The sequence below is a fragment of the Aliirhizobium sp. YIM B11859 genome, from assembly GCF_057163345.1.
Map to the genome: position 1 here is coordinate 542,379 of NZ_JBXHAY010000002.1, position 18,949 is coordinate 561,327.

The following is an 18,949-nucleotide window of genomic DNA, read 5'->3' on the forward strand; positions in this document are numbered from 1 at the left end:
CGGCACGATTTCGGGCTAGCGTTTTTAAATCGATTAGCATAAGACACACCCCAACCACCACACGATGAAAGTTGAGCGATGAGCAGCCAGATCATTCCAGTGGAACCATTCGATTGCATCGTCTTCGGCGGAACCGGCGATCTTGCGGAGCGCAAGCTTCTTCCGGCGCTTTACCACCGCCAGATCGAAGGCCAGTTCACGGAGCCGACACGCATCATCGGCGCGTCGCGTAGCGCCCTTTCCCACGAGGAATACCGCAAATTCGCCGAGGATGCCCTCAAGGAGCATCTTAAAAAGGGCGAATATGACGAAGCGCAGGTCAAGACTTTCTGCGAACGCATCTATTATATCCCGGTCGATGCCAAGTCCGACCAGGGCTGGGACAAGCTGAAGAAGCTGCTCGACGAAGGTACCGGCAAGGACCGCGTGCGCGCCTTCTACCTGGCCGTCGCACCGGGCATTTTCGGCGCCATTTCGGAAAAGATCCGCGACCACAAGCTGATCACGCCGAAGACCCGTATCGTCGTCGAAAAGCCGATAGGCCGTGACCTCGCTTCGGCCCTGGTGCTCAACGACACGATCGGCAAGGTGTTCAAGGAAGAGCAGATCTACCGTATCGACCATTATCTGGGCAAGGAAACGGTCCAGAACCTGATGGCGCTGCGTTTCGCCAACGCGCTCTACGAGCCGCTCTGGAACGCCAACTATATCGACCACGTGCAGATCACGGTTGCCGAAGCCGTCGGCCTCGAAGGCCGTGCCGGTTATTACGATACGGCCGGCGCGCTGCGCGACATGGTTCAGAACCACATCATGCAGCTGCTTTGCCTGGTTGCGATGGAAACCCCGTCTTCGATGGATTCGGAAGCGGTTCGCGACGAAAAGCTCAAGGTCCTGCGGGCGCTGAAGCCCATCAATGCCGACAATGTCGAGCAGATGACGGTGCGCGGCCAGTATCGCGCCGGCGCTTCGGCCGGCGGGCCGGTCAAGGGTTACCTCGAAGAGCTGGAAGGCGGCGTCTCCAATATCGAGACCTTCGTCGCCATCAAGGCAGAAATCGGCAACTGGCGCTGGGCGGGCGTGCCCTTCTACATCCGCACGGGCAAGCGCCTGGCAAGCCGCGTTTCGGAAATCGTGATTTCCTTCAAGCCGGTGCCGCACAACATTTTCGACACGGCCGCCGGTCGTATTTCGGCCAACCAGCTGATCATCCGGCTGCAGCCGGACGAAGGCGTCAAGCAGTCGCTGATGATCAAGGATCCGGGTCCGGGCGGCATGCGCCTGCGCAACGTGTCGCTCGACATGAGCTTCGCGGAAGCGTTCAATGCCCGCAGCCCCGACGCATACGAGCGTCTGTTGATGGACACGATCCGCGCCAACCAGACGCTGTTCATGCGCCGCGACGAAGTGGAAGCGGCGTGGGAATGGGTCGACCCGATCCTCAAGGGCTGGGAAGAAACCGGACAGGTGGCACAGGGTTATACCGCCGGCACCTGGGGTCCGAGCCAGGCTATCGCGCTGATCGAGCGTGACGGCCGCACGTGGCACGAAGGCTGATCGACCATGACATCGACTTTGCATAGCTTCGCCGACGGAGCGGAACTTGCCGCAGCACTTGCGGACGAGGTTGCAACGCGGCTTTCGGCAGCGATTTCGAACAAGGGGACGGCGTCCATCGCCGTCTCCGGCGGATCGACGCCGAAGCGGTTCTTCGAGGTGCTTTCGGAGAAGGATATCGACTGGGCAAAGGTAACGGTGACGCTGGTCGACGAGCGTTTCGTGCCGGAAGACAGCCCGCGCTCCAACCATCTTCTGGTCGCGACACATCTGCTCAAGGACAAGGCTGCGGCCGCGACCTTTATTCCCCTTTACCACGAGGCACCGTCGATAGACGCTGCAGCGGAAATCGCCACGAAGGCCGTATCGTCGATCGGCAATCCTTTCGATGTGGCGATCCTCGGCATGGGTGGTGACGGCCACACCGCGTCGTTTTTCCCGCATGGCAATCACCTTGCCAAGGCGATCGATCTTTCGACGCCGCGCGGCATCATGACGATGGCGGCGGCGGGTGCCGGCGAAGAGCGCCTGACCTTCACCTTCTCGGCTCTGTCTGATGCGCATCTGCTGGTGCTGCATATCGAGGGGCAGGAAAAGAAGGACGTGCTTTCGAAGGCCGAGGCAGGGTCGGACGAGACCGAGATGCCGATCCGCGCCGTACTCAACCGGGCGGCCTCGCCGATCGAGATCTATTGGGCGCCATAAGGCACCCGTTCCGGCGCCCGACGATACGCAGGGCGCCGGCAGAATTATCATACCTGTGATCCCGGTGGCCTTGGCCTTTCCCAAGCCGGGATTGAGCGAAGGAGAGTTTGACATGGCGGCGCATTCCAGCATCCAGGCTATCACGGCAAGGATCGTCGAACGATCCAAACCGCATCGCGAGGCCTATCTCGACCGTCTGCAAAGGGCGGTCGCCAAAGGTCCGCACCGCACGGTTCTCTCCTGTGGCAATCTGGCTCATGGATTTGCGGTCTGTTCCCCCGCCGAGAAGGACGCGCTCGCTGGAGACGTCGTCCCGAACCTCGGCATCATCACCGCCTATAACGACATGCTCTCGGCTCACCAGCCCTACGAGACCTTTCCGCAGATCATTCGTGACGCGGCGCGCGAGGCGGGCGGCATTGCACAGGTTGCCGGTGCTGTGCCTGCCATGTGCGACGGCGTCACCCAGGGCCAGCCGGGCATGGAACTGTCGCTGTTTTCGCGCGACACGATTGCGATGGCGGCCGGGATCGGCCTGTCGCACAACATGTTCGATGCCTCTGTCTATCTCGGCATCTGCGACAAGATCGTGCCGGGCCTCGTCATCGCGGCGCTTTCGTTCGGGCATCTGCCGGCCGTGTTCATTCCGGCCGGGCCGATGACAACCGGCCTGCCGAACGACGAAAAATCGCGCATCCGCCAGCTTTATGCGGAAGGCAAGGTCGGCCGCGCCGAGCTTCTGGAGGCGGAATCCAAATCCTATCACGGTCCCGGCACCTGTACCTTCTACGGCACGGCGAATTCCAACCAGATGCTGATGGAGATCATGGGCTTCCACATGCCCGGCGCCTCCTTCGTCAATCCGGGCACGCCTTTGCGCGAAGCCCTTACCCGCGAGGCCGCCAAGCGGGCGCTCGCCATCACCGCCATGGGCAATGAGTTCACGCCGGCCGGCGAAATGATCGATGAACGCTCGATCGTCAACGGCGTCGTCGGCCTGCACGCGACCGGCGGATCGACCAATCATACGATGCATCTCGTCGCCATGGCACGCGCGGCCGGCATCCATCTGACATGGCATGACATGTCCGAACTTTCGGATGTCGTGCCGCTTCTCACCCGCGTCTACCCGAACGGGCTTGCCGACGTGAACCATTTCCACGCGGCAGGCGGCATGGGCTTCCTGATCAAGCAGCTGCTGCGCGGAGGTTATGTGCATGACGACGTGCGCACCGTGTTCGGCCACGGGCTGGAGGCCTATACGGTCGAGGCCAAGCTTGGCAGCGATGGTCAGGTCACCCGCGAAAGCGTGCCGGACGTCAGCGGCGACCCGAAGGTGCTGACAACGATCGACCAGCCGTTCCAGAAGAGCGGCGGGTTGAAGATGCTGACCGGCAATATCGGCCTCGGCGTCATCAAGATCTCGGCCGTCAAGCCGGAACGCCATGTCATCGAAGCCCCGGCGATCGTCTTCCAGGACCAGCAGGGCCTGCAGGATGCATTCAAGCGCGGCGAGCTGAACCGCGATTTCGTTGCCGTCGTGCGGTTCCAGGGACCGAAAGCGAACGGCATGCCGGAACTGCATCGCCTCACCCCGTCGCTCGGCGTGCTGCAGGATCGCGGCTTCAAGGTAGCGCTGGTCACCGACGGCCGCATGTCGGGTGCATCCGGCAAGGTGCCGGCGGCAATCCACATGACGCCGGAAGCCTGTGATGGCGGCGCAATCGCCAGGATCAGGGACGGTGATATGATCCGCCTCGATGCCGTTGCCGGCACGCTGGAAGTGCTGGTTGACGCGGCCGAACTTGCCGCTCGCCCGATGGCCGAGGCCGATCTTTCCGAGAACGAATTCGGCATGGGCCGCGAACTCTTCTCCGCCTTCCGCCGCAATGTCGGCCGGGCGGACCAGGGCGCCAGCGTCTTCGCCTGACGTCCGGACAACACGGCCGGGAGACGATCTCTCCTCAAGCAGGCTGGTGCAGCCGCGGTTTGATCCGCGGCTGTTATCGTTTCACGACCAGAGATCCCTCGCCTCGACCAGCGGCAGTTTCGATTTCAGTGCACTGAGCGCGATGGCGTGGACTGCCGCAGACGGCGCGGCGCAAAGATCGGCGATGACCTTCACCTCGAAAGCATCCGCGGCGCGCGACATGGCCGTGAAGACGACGCAGTTCTGGGTCATCATCCCGCAGACGAAAAGCGTTTCGACACCGTCAAGGTGGGTGGCAAGATCCGTCTCCTGAAAGGCATCGGCGAAGCGCTTGGTGACGACGGGCACATTGCCCGCCGCGGCAAGTATCGCCGGCCGGATGTCGATACCGGTGCCGGAGGCGGCAAACAGCCCGCTCTCGGCTGAAGACACATGCCGGACCAGGATGATCCGGTCACCGGCCTCCCTGGCCTGCCCGATCGCCGTGACAAGCTGCGCCTCCGCCTCCTCCGGCTGATGCAGGGGAAGAGCCCCGCCCGGGAAATAATCGTTCTGGACGTCAATGACGAGTAATGCGCGGCTCATGAAATTCTCTCCGTTGATGGGACATTCCTAGACCGGGATCACAGACGGTTTCAGTGGCCCGATGGACATGTTTGGGGCATATTGGGCCAATGCGTATTGCCATACTCGCCTATAACGGGATCAGCCCGTTCATGCTGTCCACACCGCTTGCCGTGTTCGGCGAACCCTTTGTCGCAAGCGGCCATGAGGTGATGGTCTGTGGCGAGAAGCAGCGCATGTCTGCAACGGGCGGATTGTCGATCGAGACCCCCTATCGGCTGGATGAGGCCGGCGAGGCAGATGTCGTGATCCTTCCCGGCTGGCGCAATGTCGATGAGGCGATACCACCTGCAATCCTCGACGAGATCGTGAAAGCTGCGCGGCGTGGCGCGATGGTGGCGGGCCTCTGCCTCGGCGCCTTCGCGCTCGCGGAAGCAGGTCTGCTCGACGGGCGGCGGGCGACGACACATTGGGCGCGAGTTGAGATATTTGCGTCCCGCTATCCCGCCGTGCGGGTCGATCCCGGCGCGATCTACGTCGACAAAGGCCTGGTGCTGACATCTGCAGGCATCGCATCGGGGCTGGATTGCTGCCTTCACATCCTTGCCCGGCTGTCGGGCAGTAACGAGGCCAATCGCGTCGCCCGCCAACTTGTTGTACCGGCACAAAGAGGCGGCGGGCAGCCACAGTTGATCGAAAGGCCCGCCGCCGGCTCATCCCCAGAACGTCGCCTGTCGAAAATTCTCGACGATCTGCTTGCCGCTCCGACGCAGACACCTTCGTTGGACGAACTTGCCAAACGAGCGGGTATGAGCCGACGCAGCGTCAGCCGTCACATCCGCGCCCATACCGGCGACAGTCTGGGCGCATGGCTGCGCCGCGCGCGGGTGGCGCTGGCGCAGGATCTTCTGATCAAGGGTTCAGGCGGTCTCGATCGGATAGCCAACCGCAGCGGTTTTGCCGATGCCAAATCGCTGCGCACGGCCTTTCGTATCGAGACAGGCGTGACGCCGAAGCAATGGCAGGCGAGACAGAGGCTGGATTGAAGCGCCGATCCGGCAACCAAAAACGGGGCCGATTTATTTCAAAGAGGCGGTTACCAGGTGCGAACGTCGAGTTTCTTGTCGCGATGGCGAGGATGGGTCGAAAACACGAAAATGCGATCCAGTTCCTTCTGGGTCAGCATCCGCAGGAAACGAACGTCGATCGTGTTGTTCATGTTGATACGCATCAACAGACAGCCGACCTTGTTGATGCGGGCATCGGGAATATCGAGGTAGAATTGCTGGGGAAGATTATACTGGGTGAGAAGGCCGAGAACGGCACCGCTCTGGGAGATCTGCAGCACGTCGCAGCGGCGCTGCGCCATGTTGAGGATTGCCTTCTCGGTATATTCGATGCGGCCGGCATTCATCGTATCTTCCATCTTGAACCGCTGCTCGCGGTCGTACATGAAAGATTCTTCCTTGTTCAGAAAATGATTTTTGTTAGTCGGCGCCGCGCCCAAGACAATTCTCCTACACTTGCACGGCAAGACTAGGCGATGAAGTTTAACAACGGGTTGGCGCGTCCCATTTACGCACATGAGAGGACGTCAGACCCCTTGATGTGGTGAATACAGGATTACCGTCTAGACTTGATATGTTCTGCCTTCGGCATCAAAGAGATGCAGCTTGCCGGCATCGGCCGTCAGGCGGACCATATCGCCCTTGGCATGGGGCGATATCCCCTGCAGCTTGGCGATCACCGGCTCCTCGCCGGGTGCCAGTTCGACATAAAGCAGGGTTACTTCACCCAGCGCTTCCACCAGGAGAATACGGCCCTCGATCAGACCGCTGCCGTCGCGAGTGACAACGAGGTCTTCCGGGCGTATGCCGAGGCTTGCCGGAGTTCCCTGTTGCTGAGGCGGCACTGAGATCGGCACGATGGCGGTTCTTCTGTCCTTCAAGACAACGGCCGTCCTGTCGCCGGGTTCGGCGATCGTGACCGGCAATATGTTCATCGCCGGCGACCCGATGAAACGCGCGACGAAGAGGTTGGCGGGACGCTCGTAGAGTTCCAGCGGCGGGCCGACCTGTTCGATCTTTCCCGCAGACAGGACGACGATGCGGTCGGCAAGCGTCATCGCTTCGACCTGATCATGGGTGACGTAGATCATCGTCGTATCGGCCATCTTCTCCTTCAGCCGGGCGATCTCGATGCGGGTCGCGACGCGCAAGGCGGCATCGAGGTTCGAGAGCGGCTCATCGAAGAGGAAAACCTTTGGGTTGCGGCAGATGGCGCGGCCGATGGCGACCCGCTGGCGCTGACCGCCGGAGAGCGCCTTGGGCAGGCGATCGAGATAGGGGGTGAGCTGCAGGATATCGGCCGCCGCGCGCACGCGGCGATCGATCTCAGTCTTGGCCTCGCGGGCGATCTTCATGCCGAAGGCCATGTTGTCGTAGACGGTCATATGCGGATAAAGCGCATAGGACTGGAAGACCATGGCGATGCCGCGACGCGAGGGAGGCACATCGTTGACCACCTCGCCATCGATCGACATCTCGCCGGCGGTGACGCTTTCGAGCCCTGCGATCATTCTGAGCAAGGTCGATTTCCCGCAGCCGGACGGGCCGACGAAAACGATGAATTCGCCCTGTTCTATTTCCAGGTCGATGCCGTGCAGCACCTTCACCTGGCCATAGGACTTACGGATTTCCTTTAGCGTTACGCCGGTCATGATCGTCCCTCCTCCCCGTTTCGTTGTTTAGATCTGGCGGGCGAAAAACGCGCCCCAGGCCGGTAGTTCGATGCTCTCGCCATCCCGCACCGCCTCGAACCCGTGGCTGTCCAGTGCTTCCCATTCACCGGACGGCAAGGTGCCTGATACTGAATTAGGGCTCATGTTGAACAAACACAGGATGGTCTCGTTGCCATAATGCCGCTGATAGGCGAGCAGCGGTTCGTCCGTCGCCGTGAAGCTGATCTCGCCCTTGGCGAAGGCCGGGTGCGCCTTGCGGAAGGCGAGGAAGCGACGGTACTGCTCCAGCACCGAAGACGGGTCGCCATATTGGGCACTGACGGCCTTCAGCTGATGTTCCACCGGGATGGGCAGCCAGGTGCGTTCGGCCGTCGAGAACCCTGCCTGCAGCGCCTGCGCATCCCAGACCATCGGTGTGCGGCAGCCGTCGCGGCCCTTGAATTCCGGCCAGAACTGGATGCCATAGGGATCCTGCAGGTCGGCATAGGCGATATCGGCTTCGGTGAGGCCCAGTTCCTCGCCCTGATAAAGGCAGACGGAGCCGCGCTGTGACAGAAGGATGGCCGAGAGCATTTTTGCAAAGCCGTCGCGGTCCAGCACCTCCTGCCCCCAGCGGCTGACATGGCGCACGACGTCATGGTTGGAAAAGGCCCAGCAGGCCCAGCCTTCGGGGGCGGCCGTCGCAAACGCCTTCTGCACGTCGGCGACACGCGGCGCGGTGAGTGCGTCGGGTGCGAGGAATTCGAAGGCGTAACACATCTGCATCTTGTCATCGCCGGACGTGTATTCGCCGACGATTTCCAGCCCGCGTTGGCTGTCACCGACTTCGCCGACGGCAGCGATTGCCGGGAACTCGTTCAGCACGGCACGGAAGCGCTTGAGGAATTCGAGGTTTTCCGGGCGGTTCTTGTCGTAGAGATGTTCCTGGAAATTGTAGGGATTAACCGCCGGTGCGGTCGACGCATTGCGGCGCGACGGATCGAGCGCCGGGTTGTCGCGCAGCTCTCTGTCGTGGAAGTAGAAGTTGATCGTGTCGAGACGGAAACCATCGACACCGCGCTTCAGCCAGAAGCGGGTCATGTCGAGCAGCGCGTCCTGAACCTCGGGATTGTGCAGGTTGAGATCCGGCTGCGAGGTGAGGAAGTTGTGCATGTAATATTGCATGCGCGTCGGGTCCCAATGCCAGGCGGACCCGCCGAAGATCGACAGCCAGTTGTTGGGCGGCGTGCCATCGGGCCTTGCATCCGACCAGACATACCAGTCGGCCTTGGGGTTGAAGCGCGAGGACCGGCTTTCGATGAACCAGGGATGCTGGTCGGAGGAATGCGACATGACGAGGTCGATCATCACCTTGATGCCGAGGCGATGGGCTTCTGCGATCATGCCGTCGAAATCCGACAGGGTGCCGAACATCGGATCGACATCGGTATAGTTCGACACGTCGTAGCCGAAATCCTTCATCGGCGACGGGAAGAAGGGCGAGATCCACACCGCATCGGCGCCGAGCGCTGCGATATGCGGAAGGCGGGCGGTGATGCCCTTCAGATCGCCGATGCCGTCGCCATTGGAATCCTGAAAGGAACGAGGATAGATCTGGTAGATGACGGCGCCGCGCCACCAGTCGCGATCAGGACCCTGATCGGGCGCATTGGCGGACGTGGCAACGGCTTCTGCGGAAATGCTCATTCAATATCCTTGTGCGTTGGTTTGGGTCAGCCGCCCTTGACGGAACCTGCAAGCAGGCCGCGGACGAGATATCGCTGCAGTGCAAAAAAGACGATAATCGGGACGATAATGGTAATGAAGGCCGATGCGGTGAGGATTTCCCACTTGCCGCCCATCGAACCGAGCAGCGCATTGAGCGCGCCGGTCAAGACGAGCTGGTCCTTGCCGGTGCCGAGGAAGACCATGGCGACAAGCAAATCGTTCCAGGTCCAGAGGAACTGGAAGATAGAGAAGGAGGCGAGCGCCGGGAAGGAGAGCGGCAGCACGATGCGCACGAAGATTTCGAAGTCGCTGGCGCCATCGACGCGGGCGGATTCGATCACTTCCTTCGGCAGGCCGGCGATATAGTTGCGCAGCAGATAGATGGCGAGCGGCATGCCGAAGGCTGCATGCGCCAGCCAGATGCCGACATAACTGCGCGACGGCACACCGAAGATCGCACCGATCTGGTTATAGAGGGTGAGAAGCGGGATCAGCGACATCTGCAGCGGCACGACGATCAGGCCGACAACGACGGCGATGATCAGCGCGCGGCCCGGAAACCGCATCCAGGACAGTGCGTAGGCGGCAAAGGCCGAGATCAGGATCGGGATGATGGTGGCCGGGATGGCGACCGTCAGCGAATTGACGAAGGCCTGACCGATACCCTGCGACGTCAGCACCGTGCGATAGTTGTCAAGCGTGAAGCTCGGTGGCTGGGCGACCGAGAGATAGACGCGCTTGCCGCGCTTGTCGGTAAAGGGCGCGTTCCTGGTGAGGGTGTAGCTGCCATCCTCGTTGACAGTAAGCGTTTCGCCATCGCCGAGATCGGCGGGAGATCCCGCCGCAAATTCGGTGGGGGCTGCGACCTTGGTGCCGAAGGCGCGGACCTGTCCGCCCTTGGTCTCACCCGGCTTGGTTTGCCCGCCGTCGAAGACCGAGCCGGAGATGACGTAGTTCGGGCCGTCCTGTTTTGCCGAGGACGGGTCACCGAGCCGGGCGGCGCTGGTTTCGGCGGCACCGGTAAACGCCGTCCACCAGCCGGACGAGGTGATCTGGCCCGGATCGCGAAACGAGGTGACGAGGATGCCGAGCGTCGGGATCAGCCAGAGGATGCAGATCACAAGAACCGAGACATGGACGATGAGGCGCGGGAGGCCGATGCGGCGGAGTTGAAGGGCGGCGTTCATCTCAGTGCTCCCCTCCCTCGTCCTTCGCCTGGCGGATGTTCCAGATCATGATCGGCGTGACGGCGGCCATGATGACCAGCGCGATGACGGCGCTGCGGCCACTGTCGCCACCGCCACGGAACATCCAGTCGAACATCAGGTTGGCGAGCACCATCGTGTTCCACTGGCCGTTGGTCATGGTCAGCACGATGTCGAAGACCTTCAGCACGAGAATGGTGATGGTCGTCCAGACGACGGCGATCGTGCCCCAGATCTGCGGCACCATGATCTTCCAGAAGATCTGCCAGCCATTGGCGCCGTCGATGACGGCCGCCTCGATCGTTTCTTCCGGAATGCCGCGCAGTGCCGCTGAGAGGATGACCATGGCAAAACCGGTCTGGATCCAGATGAGGATCGCCATGAGGAAGAAGTTGTTCCACAACGGCAGCGCGATCCAGACCTGCGGATCGCCGCCGAAAAACTGCACGATGGCGTTCAAGAGGCCGATCTGGGTGCCGTCCGCGCCGCGATATTCATAGATGAATTTCCAGATCACCGAAGCGCCGACAAACGAGATCGCCATCGGCATGAAGATCAGGCTTTTGGCGATATTGCCCCACCATATGCGGTCGGTGAGAACGGCGATGACGAGGCCGAAAAACGTGCAGGCGGCGGGCACGACGGCCAGCCACAGGATGTTGTTGAAGATCGACTGGCGGAACTGCTCGTCGGTTGCCGCCCAGCGATAATTGGCAAGACCGACAAAATTGCCGCCGGAACGATCGTAGAAGGAGAGGATGAAGGTGGCGATCACCGGATAGATGAGATAGACCGCGAGCAGCAGCAAAGCCGGGCCGAGGAACAGCCAGGGCCGGATCGACGATTGGGTTTGCAGGTTGGCCGAGGCCCGCCTCGCATCACCGCCGCGCACAGGAAAGGCAAGCTGCAGCAGCTTGTCGGAAAACCAGTAATAAAAGGCACAGGCAAACACGCCCGCGATGACGGCTCCGAAAGCCGTGACGATCTGTGCTGCCATGCTGCCCCTCCCGTTATTTCATTCGGCTTTTTGTTGAATTTGGGTCTGCCCCTCACCCAGCCTCCGCTTTGTTCGGCGCACCCTCTCCCCGTAAACGGGGCGAGGGTGACCGGAGAGGCTGCGGCTTCGTCCTTCTCCCCGTTTACGGGGAGAAGGTGCCGGCAGGCGGATGAGGGGCAAGCCCCCAAAGACCGCCGCTACTTCAACCCATCCCAGGCCTTCTGGATCTCGTCTGCCGAGGCTTTCGCATCCTTGCCGCCGACATAGTCGATCATGCCGGTCCAGAAGGCGCCGGCGCCGATCTTGCCGGGCATCAGGTCGGAGGCATCGAAGCGGAAGGTGGTGGCCTTGGTCAGAAGCTCGCCCTCCTTCTTCATCGTGTCATTGGCATAGGCATCGAGATTGACGCCCTTGTAGGGCGTGAGGAACGAGGTCTGCGCCATCCAGACTTCGTGGGCGATCGGCGTCTTCAAAAATTCGATGAAGGCGCGGGCGGCCGGCGTATCCTTGGTGATGGAAAACATCGTGCCGGCGCCGAGAACCGGCGTGCCAAGCTCGGGCTTCGACGCATAGGTCGGCAGATAGAAGAAATCGGCATCGACGCCGACCTCCTTGTCCGGCGGGAAGAAGGACGGGACGAACGAGGCCTGGTGATGCAGGTAACATTTCGGCGGAATGTCGAAGAGGCCCTTGGGGCTGTCGCGGAAATCGGTGGAGGCAACGGCCGGCACGCCGCCGGCGACATATTTGTCGTTCTTGGCAAACCGGCCGAATTCCTCGATCGCACCGATCACGGCCGGATCGTTGAACTTCACCTCGTTGGACACCCATTTGTCGTAGACATCCGGTTTCTGGGTGCGCAGCATCATGTCCTCGACCCAGTCGGTCGCCGGCCAGCCGGTGGCGCCGCCTGATCCCAGCCCGATGCACCAGGGCACGCCGCCATCGGCAACGATCTGGTCAGAGAGCTTGATCAAGTCCTCCATCGTCTTCGGGACTTCGTAACCGGCTTCCTCGAAGTTTTCCGGCACGTACCAGACGATCGATTTCAGGTCGGCCTTGAAGGGAAAGCCGAAATAACCCTGCTGTCCATCCTTGCCCTTGTAGGTGCCGTAACGGATCCAGTCCTCGCCGGAGCCATAATTGGTCTTGACCCAATCCTCGGTTTCCTTGCCGAGCGGCGCCAGAAGCCCTTTGGGCGCCAGATCGGCAAGCAGGCCCGGTTGCGGCATGATGGCGATATTCGGCGGCGAGCCGGCTTGCGTATCGATGACGATCTGCTGCTCGTAATTTTCAGACGACGAATATTTGCCGCTGACGCCGGTGGCGGCGTTAAAATAGGCGAGCACGCTGTTGAACAGCACCTCGTCCTCGCCACGCCACGGGCCAAACAACGTCAGGCTCTGGCCCTTCAGGTCGGCATGTGCCGCCTTGAACTCGTCATAACTTTTCCAGTTGAACCTGGCATCGCTTCCCGGCGGAAACTTCAGTTCCTGCGCATGGGCCATGCCGGCGATCAGGGCCACCACAGCGGTGCCGATCCAGATAGATGTCCTCATCAAATCCTCCTCCCTCTCAAAATCGTTTAAGTCGACTTCAAAAGGCTGCCGCCTGCGACAAGACGGCAACCGGAGTGATGATTTAACGCGCCAGCAGAGGAATCAAGGGGCTATCGCGCAACCATGGCGCGACAAATGTTCCAAGGTCAGAATTTCGGCACGGGAAGGCTGCAGGCGCGGTGCGCGGCAATCACCGTATTGGCCATCAGCATGGCAATCGTCATCGGACCGACACCGCCCGGGACCGGGGTGATCGAAGCCGCGACTTCGGAGGCTTCAGCAAAGGCGACGTCGCCAACCAGTTTATTCTTACCCTCGCCCTTTTCCGGTGCCGGCACACGATTGATGCCAACATCGATGACGGTGGCGCCAGGTTTCACCCAGTCGCGCTTGACCATTTCGGCTCGGCCGACGGCGGCAACGAGAATATCGGCATTGCGGCAGACGCCAGCCAGATCCTTCGTCTTCGAATGCGCCATGGTGACGGTCGCGTTGGCGGCAAGAAGCAGCAGGCCCATCGGTTTGCCGAACAGGTTGGAGCGGCCGATGACAACGGCGTTAAGGCCCGACAGGTCAGCGCCATGGACGCGCTTGACGAGCAGCATGGCGCCGGCCGGCGTGCAGGAGATGAGGCCGCTTTCGAGATCACCCGTGGCGATCTTGCCGGCATTGGCAATGCTCAGGCCATCGACATCCTTTTCCGGCAGGATAGACTGGATGATCGCATCGCTGTCGAAATGTTTCGGCAGCGGCAGCTGGACGAGGATGCCGTGGATCGCCGGATCGGCGTTCAGCATATCGACGAGCGCCTGCAGATCCTGCTGCGTCGTGTCTTCCGGCAGAGTGTGCTGGACGGAATTGAAGCCGCATTGCTTGGCCATCTTGCCCTTGGAATTGACATAGGCGTGGCTTGCCGGATCGTTGCCGACGATGACGACGGCGAGGCCCGGCGCGATGCCGGTCTGCTGCGTCAGTGATGCGGATGCCTCGGTTACGGCGGAAATCACGGAAGCGGCGGCTTCCTTGCCATCAATCACAAATGCCACGGATGAACTCCTCGCTTTTCAGCGTCAAATTAGGGGATCGGCAGAGAGCCGATTGCCCGTGAACGCCCTATGCTGTCCCGATCAGGCAAATGCAAGGAATTTGTCGGGGATGGCGCTTTCGCCCCATGGACGTCAGCCGGTGGCCTTCAGCGCGCGGGCGGCGGTCTCGATACGCACCAGTTCGCGCAGTTCGGCAAGCTCGCGCTGCAGTTCGACAAGCTCCTGCATGTCATGGTCCGGATCGGCTAAGACCATGCCGGTGAACTCCAGGCCGGCCTCTTCTTTCAGGCGGCTCGAATGCGCCACCGCCGAGGCAAGCAACGGTGGAAGGTTCGCCTGTTCGGCGGGCCGCCCATGATCGGCAAGCAGCGACCTGATCCTGTCGCCGAAGGTGATGTCGTTGGCGACGATCCGCTGCTCAAGATACCGGTCATCGAATTCATCATCCGGGAGGAAGTGATCGTCATGGCCTTGATGACCAACTGGCGCGGTATCGATGACGGCCTCCAACTCGTCCATCATGAGCGGATCGACAGTGAGATCGTCCCGCATATCTGCCACGGAGACATCGAGATCAACCGGCATCTCGTCGAGTTCGTCCGCAAGACGGGACTGGCGTCGATAGCGCATCGCAATGAGGACAAGGCCGGCGAACAATCCGGTAGCGGCACCGGCACCGGCAAGCATTGCCAAGTTCGGCCCAAGCCTTTGCGCACCGACCGCCGTTGCCGGCATCAGGACAGGCGGCAGCGAGACTGCGACCGGCTTGACGGCGGCTGTGCCCGACAGGAGCTTTTCGAGATTGCGGCGAGCCTCTTCGGCGCCGGCCTGGAGCAACGACAGCTGTTTTGCCGTGTCGTTCAACGGCCTGTCTGCCCGAAGCACGGCCTTGCGGTCGTTGAGATCGGCAAGCGACCTGCCGGCCGAGGCGAGTTCGTCCTTCAGCGAGGCGGAAAGCTGGCGCAACGCGCTGCCGATATCCCGTTTGGCACCGTTGACTGCACCTTGTGCCGCAGCCCGTCTTGGATGGAGCGGTCCGAGATTGACGGAAAGCTGCTGGAGCGTCAGTTCCGACTGGACATATCTTTCCCGTTCATATTCGAGGCCGGTGAATTCAAGGCTGTCGGGAAGCGGCTTGGCCAGAACATCGGACAGGGTCATCGACGCCGCCATCTTCTGCTTTTCGCCGAGATCCGCCAGCCGCTGTTCGGCATTGCCAAGATCGGCGTCGATAGCGCGGCGGTCCTCCGCAAGCTTGTTCAGCCTTGCCCGTGTCGGATCATCGAGTTTGGCGGTGAAGCCCGCAAGTGCAGCCTGCGTCCTTGCGGCGGCGCTGCGCATCGCTTCGACTTGCGGGTTGCGCATCTGGCTGTCATTCGAGGCGAGCAGGCGACGAAGCTCATCGCCAAGATGGTTGGCAATCGTTGCGGCCTTTGCCGGATCGCCGGACACCGCATCCAGAAGAATTCGCTTGCCGCTTGCATCGTAACTGACGGAAAGGGCGTTGCGCAGCCGGTCGCGCACCGCATCCTCGGCCTGCGAAACCGTGGTCACCTCACCGGACAGGACTTCGGAAACGACTCGCGAGACGGTTGGGCGATTGGCCGAAAATTCGTCGCCGCTGCCGAGGTTGAGGGCGCGGATGACAGTGTCTAGGACAGGTTTGGAGCGCAGTTCCTGCATGGCGGAACGGATATGATCCGGGCCGCCATTGTCCGCGGCGATCTGGGTCTGCGCCCGGAAGCTGACATCGAGATATTTGGTGGCGGCGAGAGGAACCGCCGCACCGAGGCCTGCGGTAAGGCCGACGACGAGAAAAGCCGGTCTCAGGCGGCGAAGAACCGACGGCGCGGCCTCAGACGCCTGCCCGCCTCGTCGATCGGCATCCATCGGCCCGTACATCGATTACCACCTCTGCGCGCAGCGAGGCTGATTTTCCCCGCATTGATTAACGCAGTCTAAATTTTTGTGGCAAACAAAAGGTTAATTCTCAGGCGGCCATCGGCGTAGAGACATTGGACTGGGAGCTGGCCGGGACCGGATGCCGACCGATCAGGCGGGAAAGGCCGTTGCCGGCCATGATGACAAGGCCCGCATCCGATCCGGCAAGATGCTGCGCGATGCGGTTCTGGTCTGCCTGCCCAGCGGCATCGACAATCACCAGATCGAAGCGGCCGGACAGGGCAGCATTGCCTGCGACGGCCGAGACGTCGTGCCAAGGTGCATGACGGGTGAAATGCGCGCAGAGGGCATCGAGCCTTGCGGAATCGTCACCGACGATGGCTATGCGGCGACGTTCGCCGAGATAGGTCAGCAAGGCCGAAATGAAGGTCGCGGCCGAAAACCTGGCGGTTTCAGCCGCTTTTCCGCCGACCAACCTTAGCAGGAGCCGAACGAGCGGCCCGCCTGCGGGCAATAACAAAGACGGCGTTGATGGGTTTTTCGGCGCGGGCGTCAGCAACGCACCGGCAAGCTTGCCGTCATCGAGAAAACCGAGCGTCGCAGAAGCATCCCTGGCCGAAATCAGGGCCTGGGCACCCGCCAGTGCCGAATTCCAGCCGGAAGCCAGAACCTTCATGCCAAGCAGCATGACGTCGTGTTCACCGGAAGCTGATTTTTCGAATACGCGCATCGTTGTCTCTGTGCCAGGAACCATCGCTGTCCGATCTCATAACAGTGCGTCATCAACACCGGTTGAATTCGAACGCTCAAATGCGACCTTTTCCGCGTTTATGCGGGACAGGCGCAGGTTCCTGTGAATCCGATGGGGACACAGATTGGCGCAGCCTTGCCGTTCATCCGCCCGGAGCGATATGACGGCTAGGGTCAATGATTGCCTGCCACATAATCCCTTTGAATTTTATGGATGCGATGGTCGAGAACATGAGTTTAGCCGCCGATACCCCGCTTGCCGAAATCCTCGAACTCGCACGCACCCAGCGTCTTGCCTTCACGGATCTCTTCAATATCGCCGAAAGCCGCAGTGCTGCCGGGCAGAAGGAGGAAGCGGCCGATATTTACAAGGCGTGGATCGCATTCAACGACAGCAATCCGTTTCTCCATCTCGTCTATTTCAACTATTCCGTGACGCTGCGCCAGTTGAACGATCTTGCCGGTTCGATCAATGCTCTCAGGGCCTGCCTGAAGCTCGATCCGGCTTTCGGCCCGGCGCATATCAATCTGGGCCGGGCGCTGGAAGACGGCGGGCTGGCCGTACAGGCGATCCAGCAATGGCAGAGCTTTACGGCGATGACGGCGGAAAGCTCCGCGGATCGTGTCAGCCACCGGCTGATGACGCTGCAGCATATCGGCCGGGTGATGGAAAATGCCGGGTTGATGGAAGAGGCGGAAGCCGCCTTGTGGCAGGCGATCGAACTTCGTCCCGACAAGCCGGAAGCCGGCCAGCACTGGAGCGCGCTTCGGCAGCGTCAATGCAAATGGCCGATCCTGACACCATCGACGCATGCGACGCCGCGGCAGATGATCGATTCGATGTCGCCCTTGACGCTTTCCTGCTACTCGGACGATCCGATGTTCCAGCTGGCCAAGGCCTATCGCTACAACAAATCGCTGGTCGGGCGCGTCGAGACGAGCGCCTTGCAGCGCCGCACGGCGACGATGAAGACGGGCAGCGGCAAGCGGCTCAGGGTCGGTTACGTGTCGTCCGACCTGCGCGACCACGCCGTTGGTTTCGCGCTGCGGGAAGTGCTCGAACTGCACGACAAGGATAGCGTCGAGATCTACGCCTATTACTGCGGCGAGCCGGTGATCAACGATGCGACGCAGATACGGATGAAGAAGGCCGTCGATTGCTGGCGCGAGATCGCCGCGCTGAGCGACCTCGAGGCGGCAAAGCTTATCCATGACGACGAGATCGACGTATTGGTCGACGTCAATGGTTACACCAAGCATGCGCGGACGAAGATCTTCGCCTACCGCCCTGCCCCGGTCATCGTCAATTTCTGCGGTTATCCCGGGTCAATGGGCAGCCCGTTCCATCAATACATGATCACCGACGAGCATATCGTACCGCCGGAAAGCGAAGTCTATTATTCGGAAAAGGTCTTGCGCATCGCCTGCGACCAGCCGATCGACCGCAAGCGGGTGATCGCCACCAAGCCATCGCGCGATGAGGCCGGGCTGCCGAAAAACAAGTTCGTCTTCGCCTGCTTCAACGGCATGCAGAAGATCACCGAAACCACATTCGGCCACTGGACCAGGATCCTCAACGAAACACCAAGCAGCGTGTTGTGGCTGCTGACCGGCGGCGACAAGGTGGACCAGCGCCTGCACGAGATCGGCGAGAAGGCCGGCATTGCCAGGGACCGGATCATCTTCGCACCGAAGGCCCCAAATGCCGCGCATCTGGCGCGTATCGCGCTTGCCGACCTGTTTCTCGACACGTTCCCCTATGGCGCCCATTCGACGGGCGCCGATGCGCTGACGATGGGCTTACCGGTTTTGACCTTCCCCGGACGCAGCTTCGCCGCGCGTTTCTGCGCCAGCATCGTGCATGCCGCGGGCGTTCCGGAACTGATCTGCGACGATCCCGACAGTTATGTCCGCAAGGCGATCGGTTTTGCCAAGGATCCGGCGAGCCTGAAAAAGATCCGCGAGGCGCTGCAGGACAGGCGCGAGACGAGCGTGTTGCGCGACATTCCAGCCCTTGCCCGCCGTCTGGAAGCGATCTTCTGGGAGATGCAGGGAGAATGCGAACGCGGCGAGACGCCGGTGCCCGACCTTGCCAATCTCGACATCTATTACGAGATCGGCGCGGACCTTGTTCAGGCCCATACCGGCTTCGTCGACGAGGCCAGCTATCGGCAGCACTACCACGCGCGGCTTGCCGAATGGCATGACCATGCGGCGATTGCAGCAGACAGTCGCCTGTGGCCGGCGACGACCGCCTGACCGCTCAAGCCATGCCGCCTGTCCCGCA

General features: G+C 61.4%; 15 protein-coding genes. 5 read left to right on the top strand and 10 right to left on the bottom strand.

The window, feature by feature from the left end; genetic code table 11:
• The first annotated feature begins 78 nt into the window (after positions 1 to 78).
• The 3 genes from zwf (at position 79) to edd (ending at position 4,192) form a co-directional block, all read left to right on the top strand.
• Positions 79 to 1,557 carry a glucose-6-phosphate dehydrogenase gene (gene zwf, locus AC2GXZ_RS08885; protein ID WP_483758790.1) on the top strand — a complete coding sequence of 493 codons (1,479 nt, stop codon included), beginning with the start codon at positions 79 to 81 and terminating at the stop codon, positions 1,555 to 1,557.
• A 6-nt stretch (positions 1,558 to 1,563) separates the two neighbouring features.
• Positions 1,564 to 2,262 carry a 6-phosphogluconolactonase gene (gene pgl / locus AC2GXZ_RS08890; protein ID WP_483758791.1) on the top strand — a complete coding sequence of 233 codons (699 nt, stop codon included), beginning with the start codon at positions 1,564 to 1,566 and terminating at the stop codon, positions 2,260 to 2,262.
• A gap of 112 nt (positions 2,263 to 2,374) precedes the next feature.
• On the top strand, positions 2,375 to 4,192 hold the full coding sequence (gene edd / locus AC2GXZ_RS08895; protein ID WP_483758792.1) for a phosphogluconate dehydratase: 1,818 nt from the start codon (positions 2,375 to 2,377) through the stop codon (positions 4,190 to 4,192).
• Positions 4,193 to 4,273: 81 nt separating this feature from the next.
• Here the strand turns inward: edd and AC2GXZ_RS08900 are convergent, their stop codons facing one another.
• Positions 4,274 to 4,777, bottom strand: coding sequence for an isochorismatase family protein (locus tag AC2GXZ_RS08900; RefSeq protein ID WP_483758793.1), 504 nt, complete (start codon positions 4,775 to 4,777; stop codon positions 4,274 to 4,276).
• An 89-nt stretch (positions 4,778 to 4,866) separates the two neighbouring features.
• Between AC2GXZ_RS08900 and AC2GXZ_RS08905 the strand changes: the two genes are divergently transcribed.
• On the top strand, positions 4,867 to 5,802 hold the full coding sequence (locus tag AC2GXZ_RS08905; protein WP_483758794.1) for a GlxA family transcriptional regulator: 936 nt from the start codon (positions 4,867 to 4,869) through the stop codon (positions 5,800 to 5,802).
• Between the two features lie 50 nt (positions 5,803 to 5,852).
• Here the strand turns inward: AC2GXZ_RS08905 and AC2GXZ_RS08910 are convergent, their stop codons facing one another.
• The 9 genes from AC2GXZ_RS08910 to AC2GXZ_RS08950 all read right to left on the bottom strand — a co-directional run bounded on the left by AC2GXZ_RS08910 (position 5,853) and on the right by AC2GXZ_RS08950 (position 16,642).
• Positions 5,853 to 6,209 (bottom strand): hypothetical protein, encoded by a 357-nt coding sequence (locus AC2GXZ_RS08910; RefSeq protein WP_483758795.1) that lies wholly within the window; start codon positions 6,207 to 6,209, stop codon positions 5,853 to 5,855.
• Positions 6,210 to 6,386: 177 nt separating this feature from the next.
• Positions 6,387 to 7,475: an ABC transporter ATP-binding protein gene (locus AC2GXZ_RS08915; protein ID WP_483758796.1), complete on the bottom strand. Its 1,089-nt coding sequence runs from the start codon at positions 7,473 to 7,475 to the stop codon at positions 6,387 to 6,389.
• Positions 7,476 to 7,502: 27 nt separating this feature from the next.
• Positions 7,503 to 9,182, bottom strand: a complete 1,680-nt coding sequence (gene bglA / locus AC2GXZ_RS08920; RefSeq protein WP_483758797.1) for a beta-galactosidase BglA — start codon at positions 9,180 to 9,182, stop codon at positions 7,503 to 7,505.
• A 26-nt stretch (positions 9,183 to 9,208) separates the two neighbouring features.
• A complete protein-coding gene (locus AC2GXZ_RS08925) occupies positions 9,209 to 10,390 on the bottom strand; it encodes a carbohydrate ABC transporter permease (protein ID WP_483758798.1) in 1,182 nt (393 codons plus the stop codon).
• A 1-nt stretch (position 10,391) separates the two neighbouring features.
• Positions 10,392 to 11,405, bottom strand: coding sequence for a carbohydrate ABC transporter permease (locus tag AC2GXZ_RS08930; protein WP_483758799.1), 1,014 nt, complete (start codon positions 11,403 to 11,405; stop codon positions 10,392 to 10,394).
• Positions 11,406 to 11,602: 197 nt separating this feature from the next.
• Positions 11,603 to 12,964 carry an ABC transporter substrate-binding protein gene (locus tag AC2GXZ_RS08935; protein WP_483758800.1) on the bottom strand — a complete coding sequence of 454 codons (1,362 nt, stop codon included), beginning with the start codon at positions 12,962 to 12,964 and terminating at the stop codon, positions 11,603 to 11,605.
• A gap of 146 nt (positions 12,965 to 13,110) precedes the next feature.
• Positions 13,111 to 14,010 carry a bifunctional methylenetetrahydrofolate dehydrogenase/methenyltetrahydrofolate cyclohydrolase FolD gene (gene folD / locus AC2GXZ_RS08940; protein WP_483758801.1) on the bottom strand — a complete coding sequence of 300 codons (900 nt, stop codon included), beginning with the start codon at positions 14,008 to 14,010 and terminating at the stop codon, positions 13,111 to 13,113.
• A 132-nt stretch (positions 14,011 to 14,142) separates the two neighbouring features.
• Entirely contained in the window at positions 14,143 to 15,912 is a 1,770-nt protein-coding gene (locus AC2GXZ_RS08945; protein WP_483758802.1) for a GumC domain-containing protein, read from the bottom strand.
• Between the two features lie 88 nt (positions 15,913 to 16,000).
• The gene (locus tag AC2GXZ_RS08950) at positions 16,001 to 16,642 is read right to left on the bottom strand and encodes a hypothetical protein (protein WP_483758803.1); all 642 of its coding nucleotides are present in this window, start codon (positions 16,640 to 16,642) and stop codon (positions 16,001 to 16,003) included.
• Between the two features lie 239 nt (positions 16,643 to 16,881).
• Between AC2GXZ_RS08950 and AC2GXZ_RS08955 the strand changes: the two genes are divergently transcribed.
• The gene (locus tag AC2GXZ_RS08955) at positions 16,882 to 18,921 is read left to right on the top strand and encodes an O-linked N-acetylglucosamine transferase, SPINDLY family protein (protein ID WP_483758804.1); all 2,040 of its coding nucleotides are present in this window, start codon (positions 16,882 to 16,884) and stop codon (positions 18,919 to 18,921) included.
• The last annotated feature ends 28 nt before the right edge of the window (positions 18,922 to 18,949 follow it).

Coding starts and splice junctions, on each gene's coding strand:
- AC2GXZ_RS08930 (WP_483758799.1), bottom strand. CDS start 11,405: ATGGCAGCACAGATCGTCACGGCTTTCGGAGCCGTCATCGCGGGCGTG.
- bglA (WP_483758797.1), bottom strand. CDS start 9,182: ATGAGCATTTCCGCAGAAGCCGTTGCCACGTCCGCCAATGCGCCCGAT.
- AC2GXZ_RS08905 (WP_483758794.1), top strand. CDS start 4,867: ATGCGTATTGCCATACTCGCCTATAACGGGATCAGCCCGTTCATGCTG.
- AC2GXZ_RS08945 (WP_483758802.1), bottom strand. CDS start 15,912: ATGTACGGGCCGATGGATGCCGATCGACGAGGCGGGCAGGCGTCTGAG.
- AC2GXZ_RS08900 (WP_483758793.1), bottom strand. CDS start 4,777: ATGAGCCGCGCATTACTCGTCATTGACGTCCAGAACGATTATTTCCCG.
- edd (WP_483758792.1), top strand. CDS start 2,375: ATGGCGGCGCATTCCAGCATCCAGGCTATCACGGCAAGGATCGTCGAA.
- AC2GXZ_RS08955 (WP_483758804.1), top strand. CDS start 16,882: ATGGTCGAGAACATGAGTTTAGCCGCCGATACCCCGCTTGCCGAAATC.
- AC2GXZ_RS08925 (WP_483758798.1), bottom strand. CDS start 10,390: ATGAACGCCGCCCTTCAACTCCGCCGCATCGGCCTCCCGCGCCTCATC.
- AC2GXZ_RS08910 (WP_483758795.1), bottom strand. CDS start 6,209: ATGTACGACCGCGAGCAGCGGTTCAAGATGGAAGATACGATGAATGCC.
- AC2GXZ_RS08915 (WP_483758796.1), bottom strand. CDS start 7,475: ATGACCGGCGTAACGCTAAAGGAAATCCGTAAGTCCTATGGCCAGGTG.
- pgl (WP_483758791.1), top strand. CDS start 1,564: ATGACATCGACTTTGCATAGCTTCGCCGACGGAGCGGAACTTGCCGCA.
- AC2GXZ_RS08950 (WP_483758803.1), bottom strand. CDS start 16,642: ATGCGCGTATTCGAAAAATCAGCTTCCGGTGAACACGACGTCATGCTG.
- zwf (WP_483758790.1), top strand. CDS start 79: ATGAGCAGCCAGATCATTCCAGTGGAACCATTCGATTGCATCGTCTTC.
- AC2GXZ_RS08935 (WP_483758800.1), bottom strand. CDS start 12,964: ATGAGGACATCTATCTGGATCGGCACCGCTGTGGTGGCCCTGATCGCC.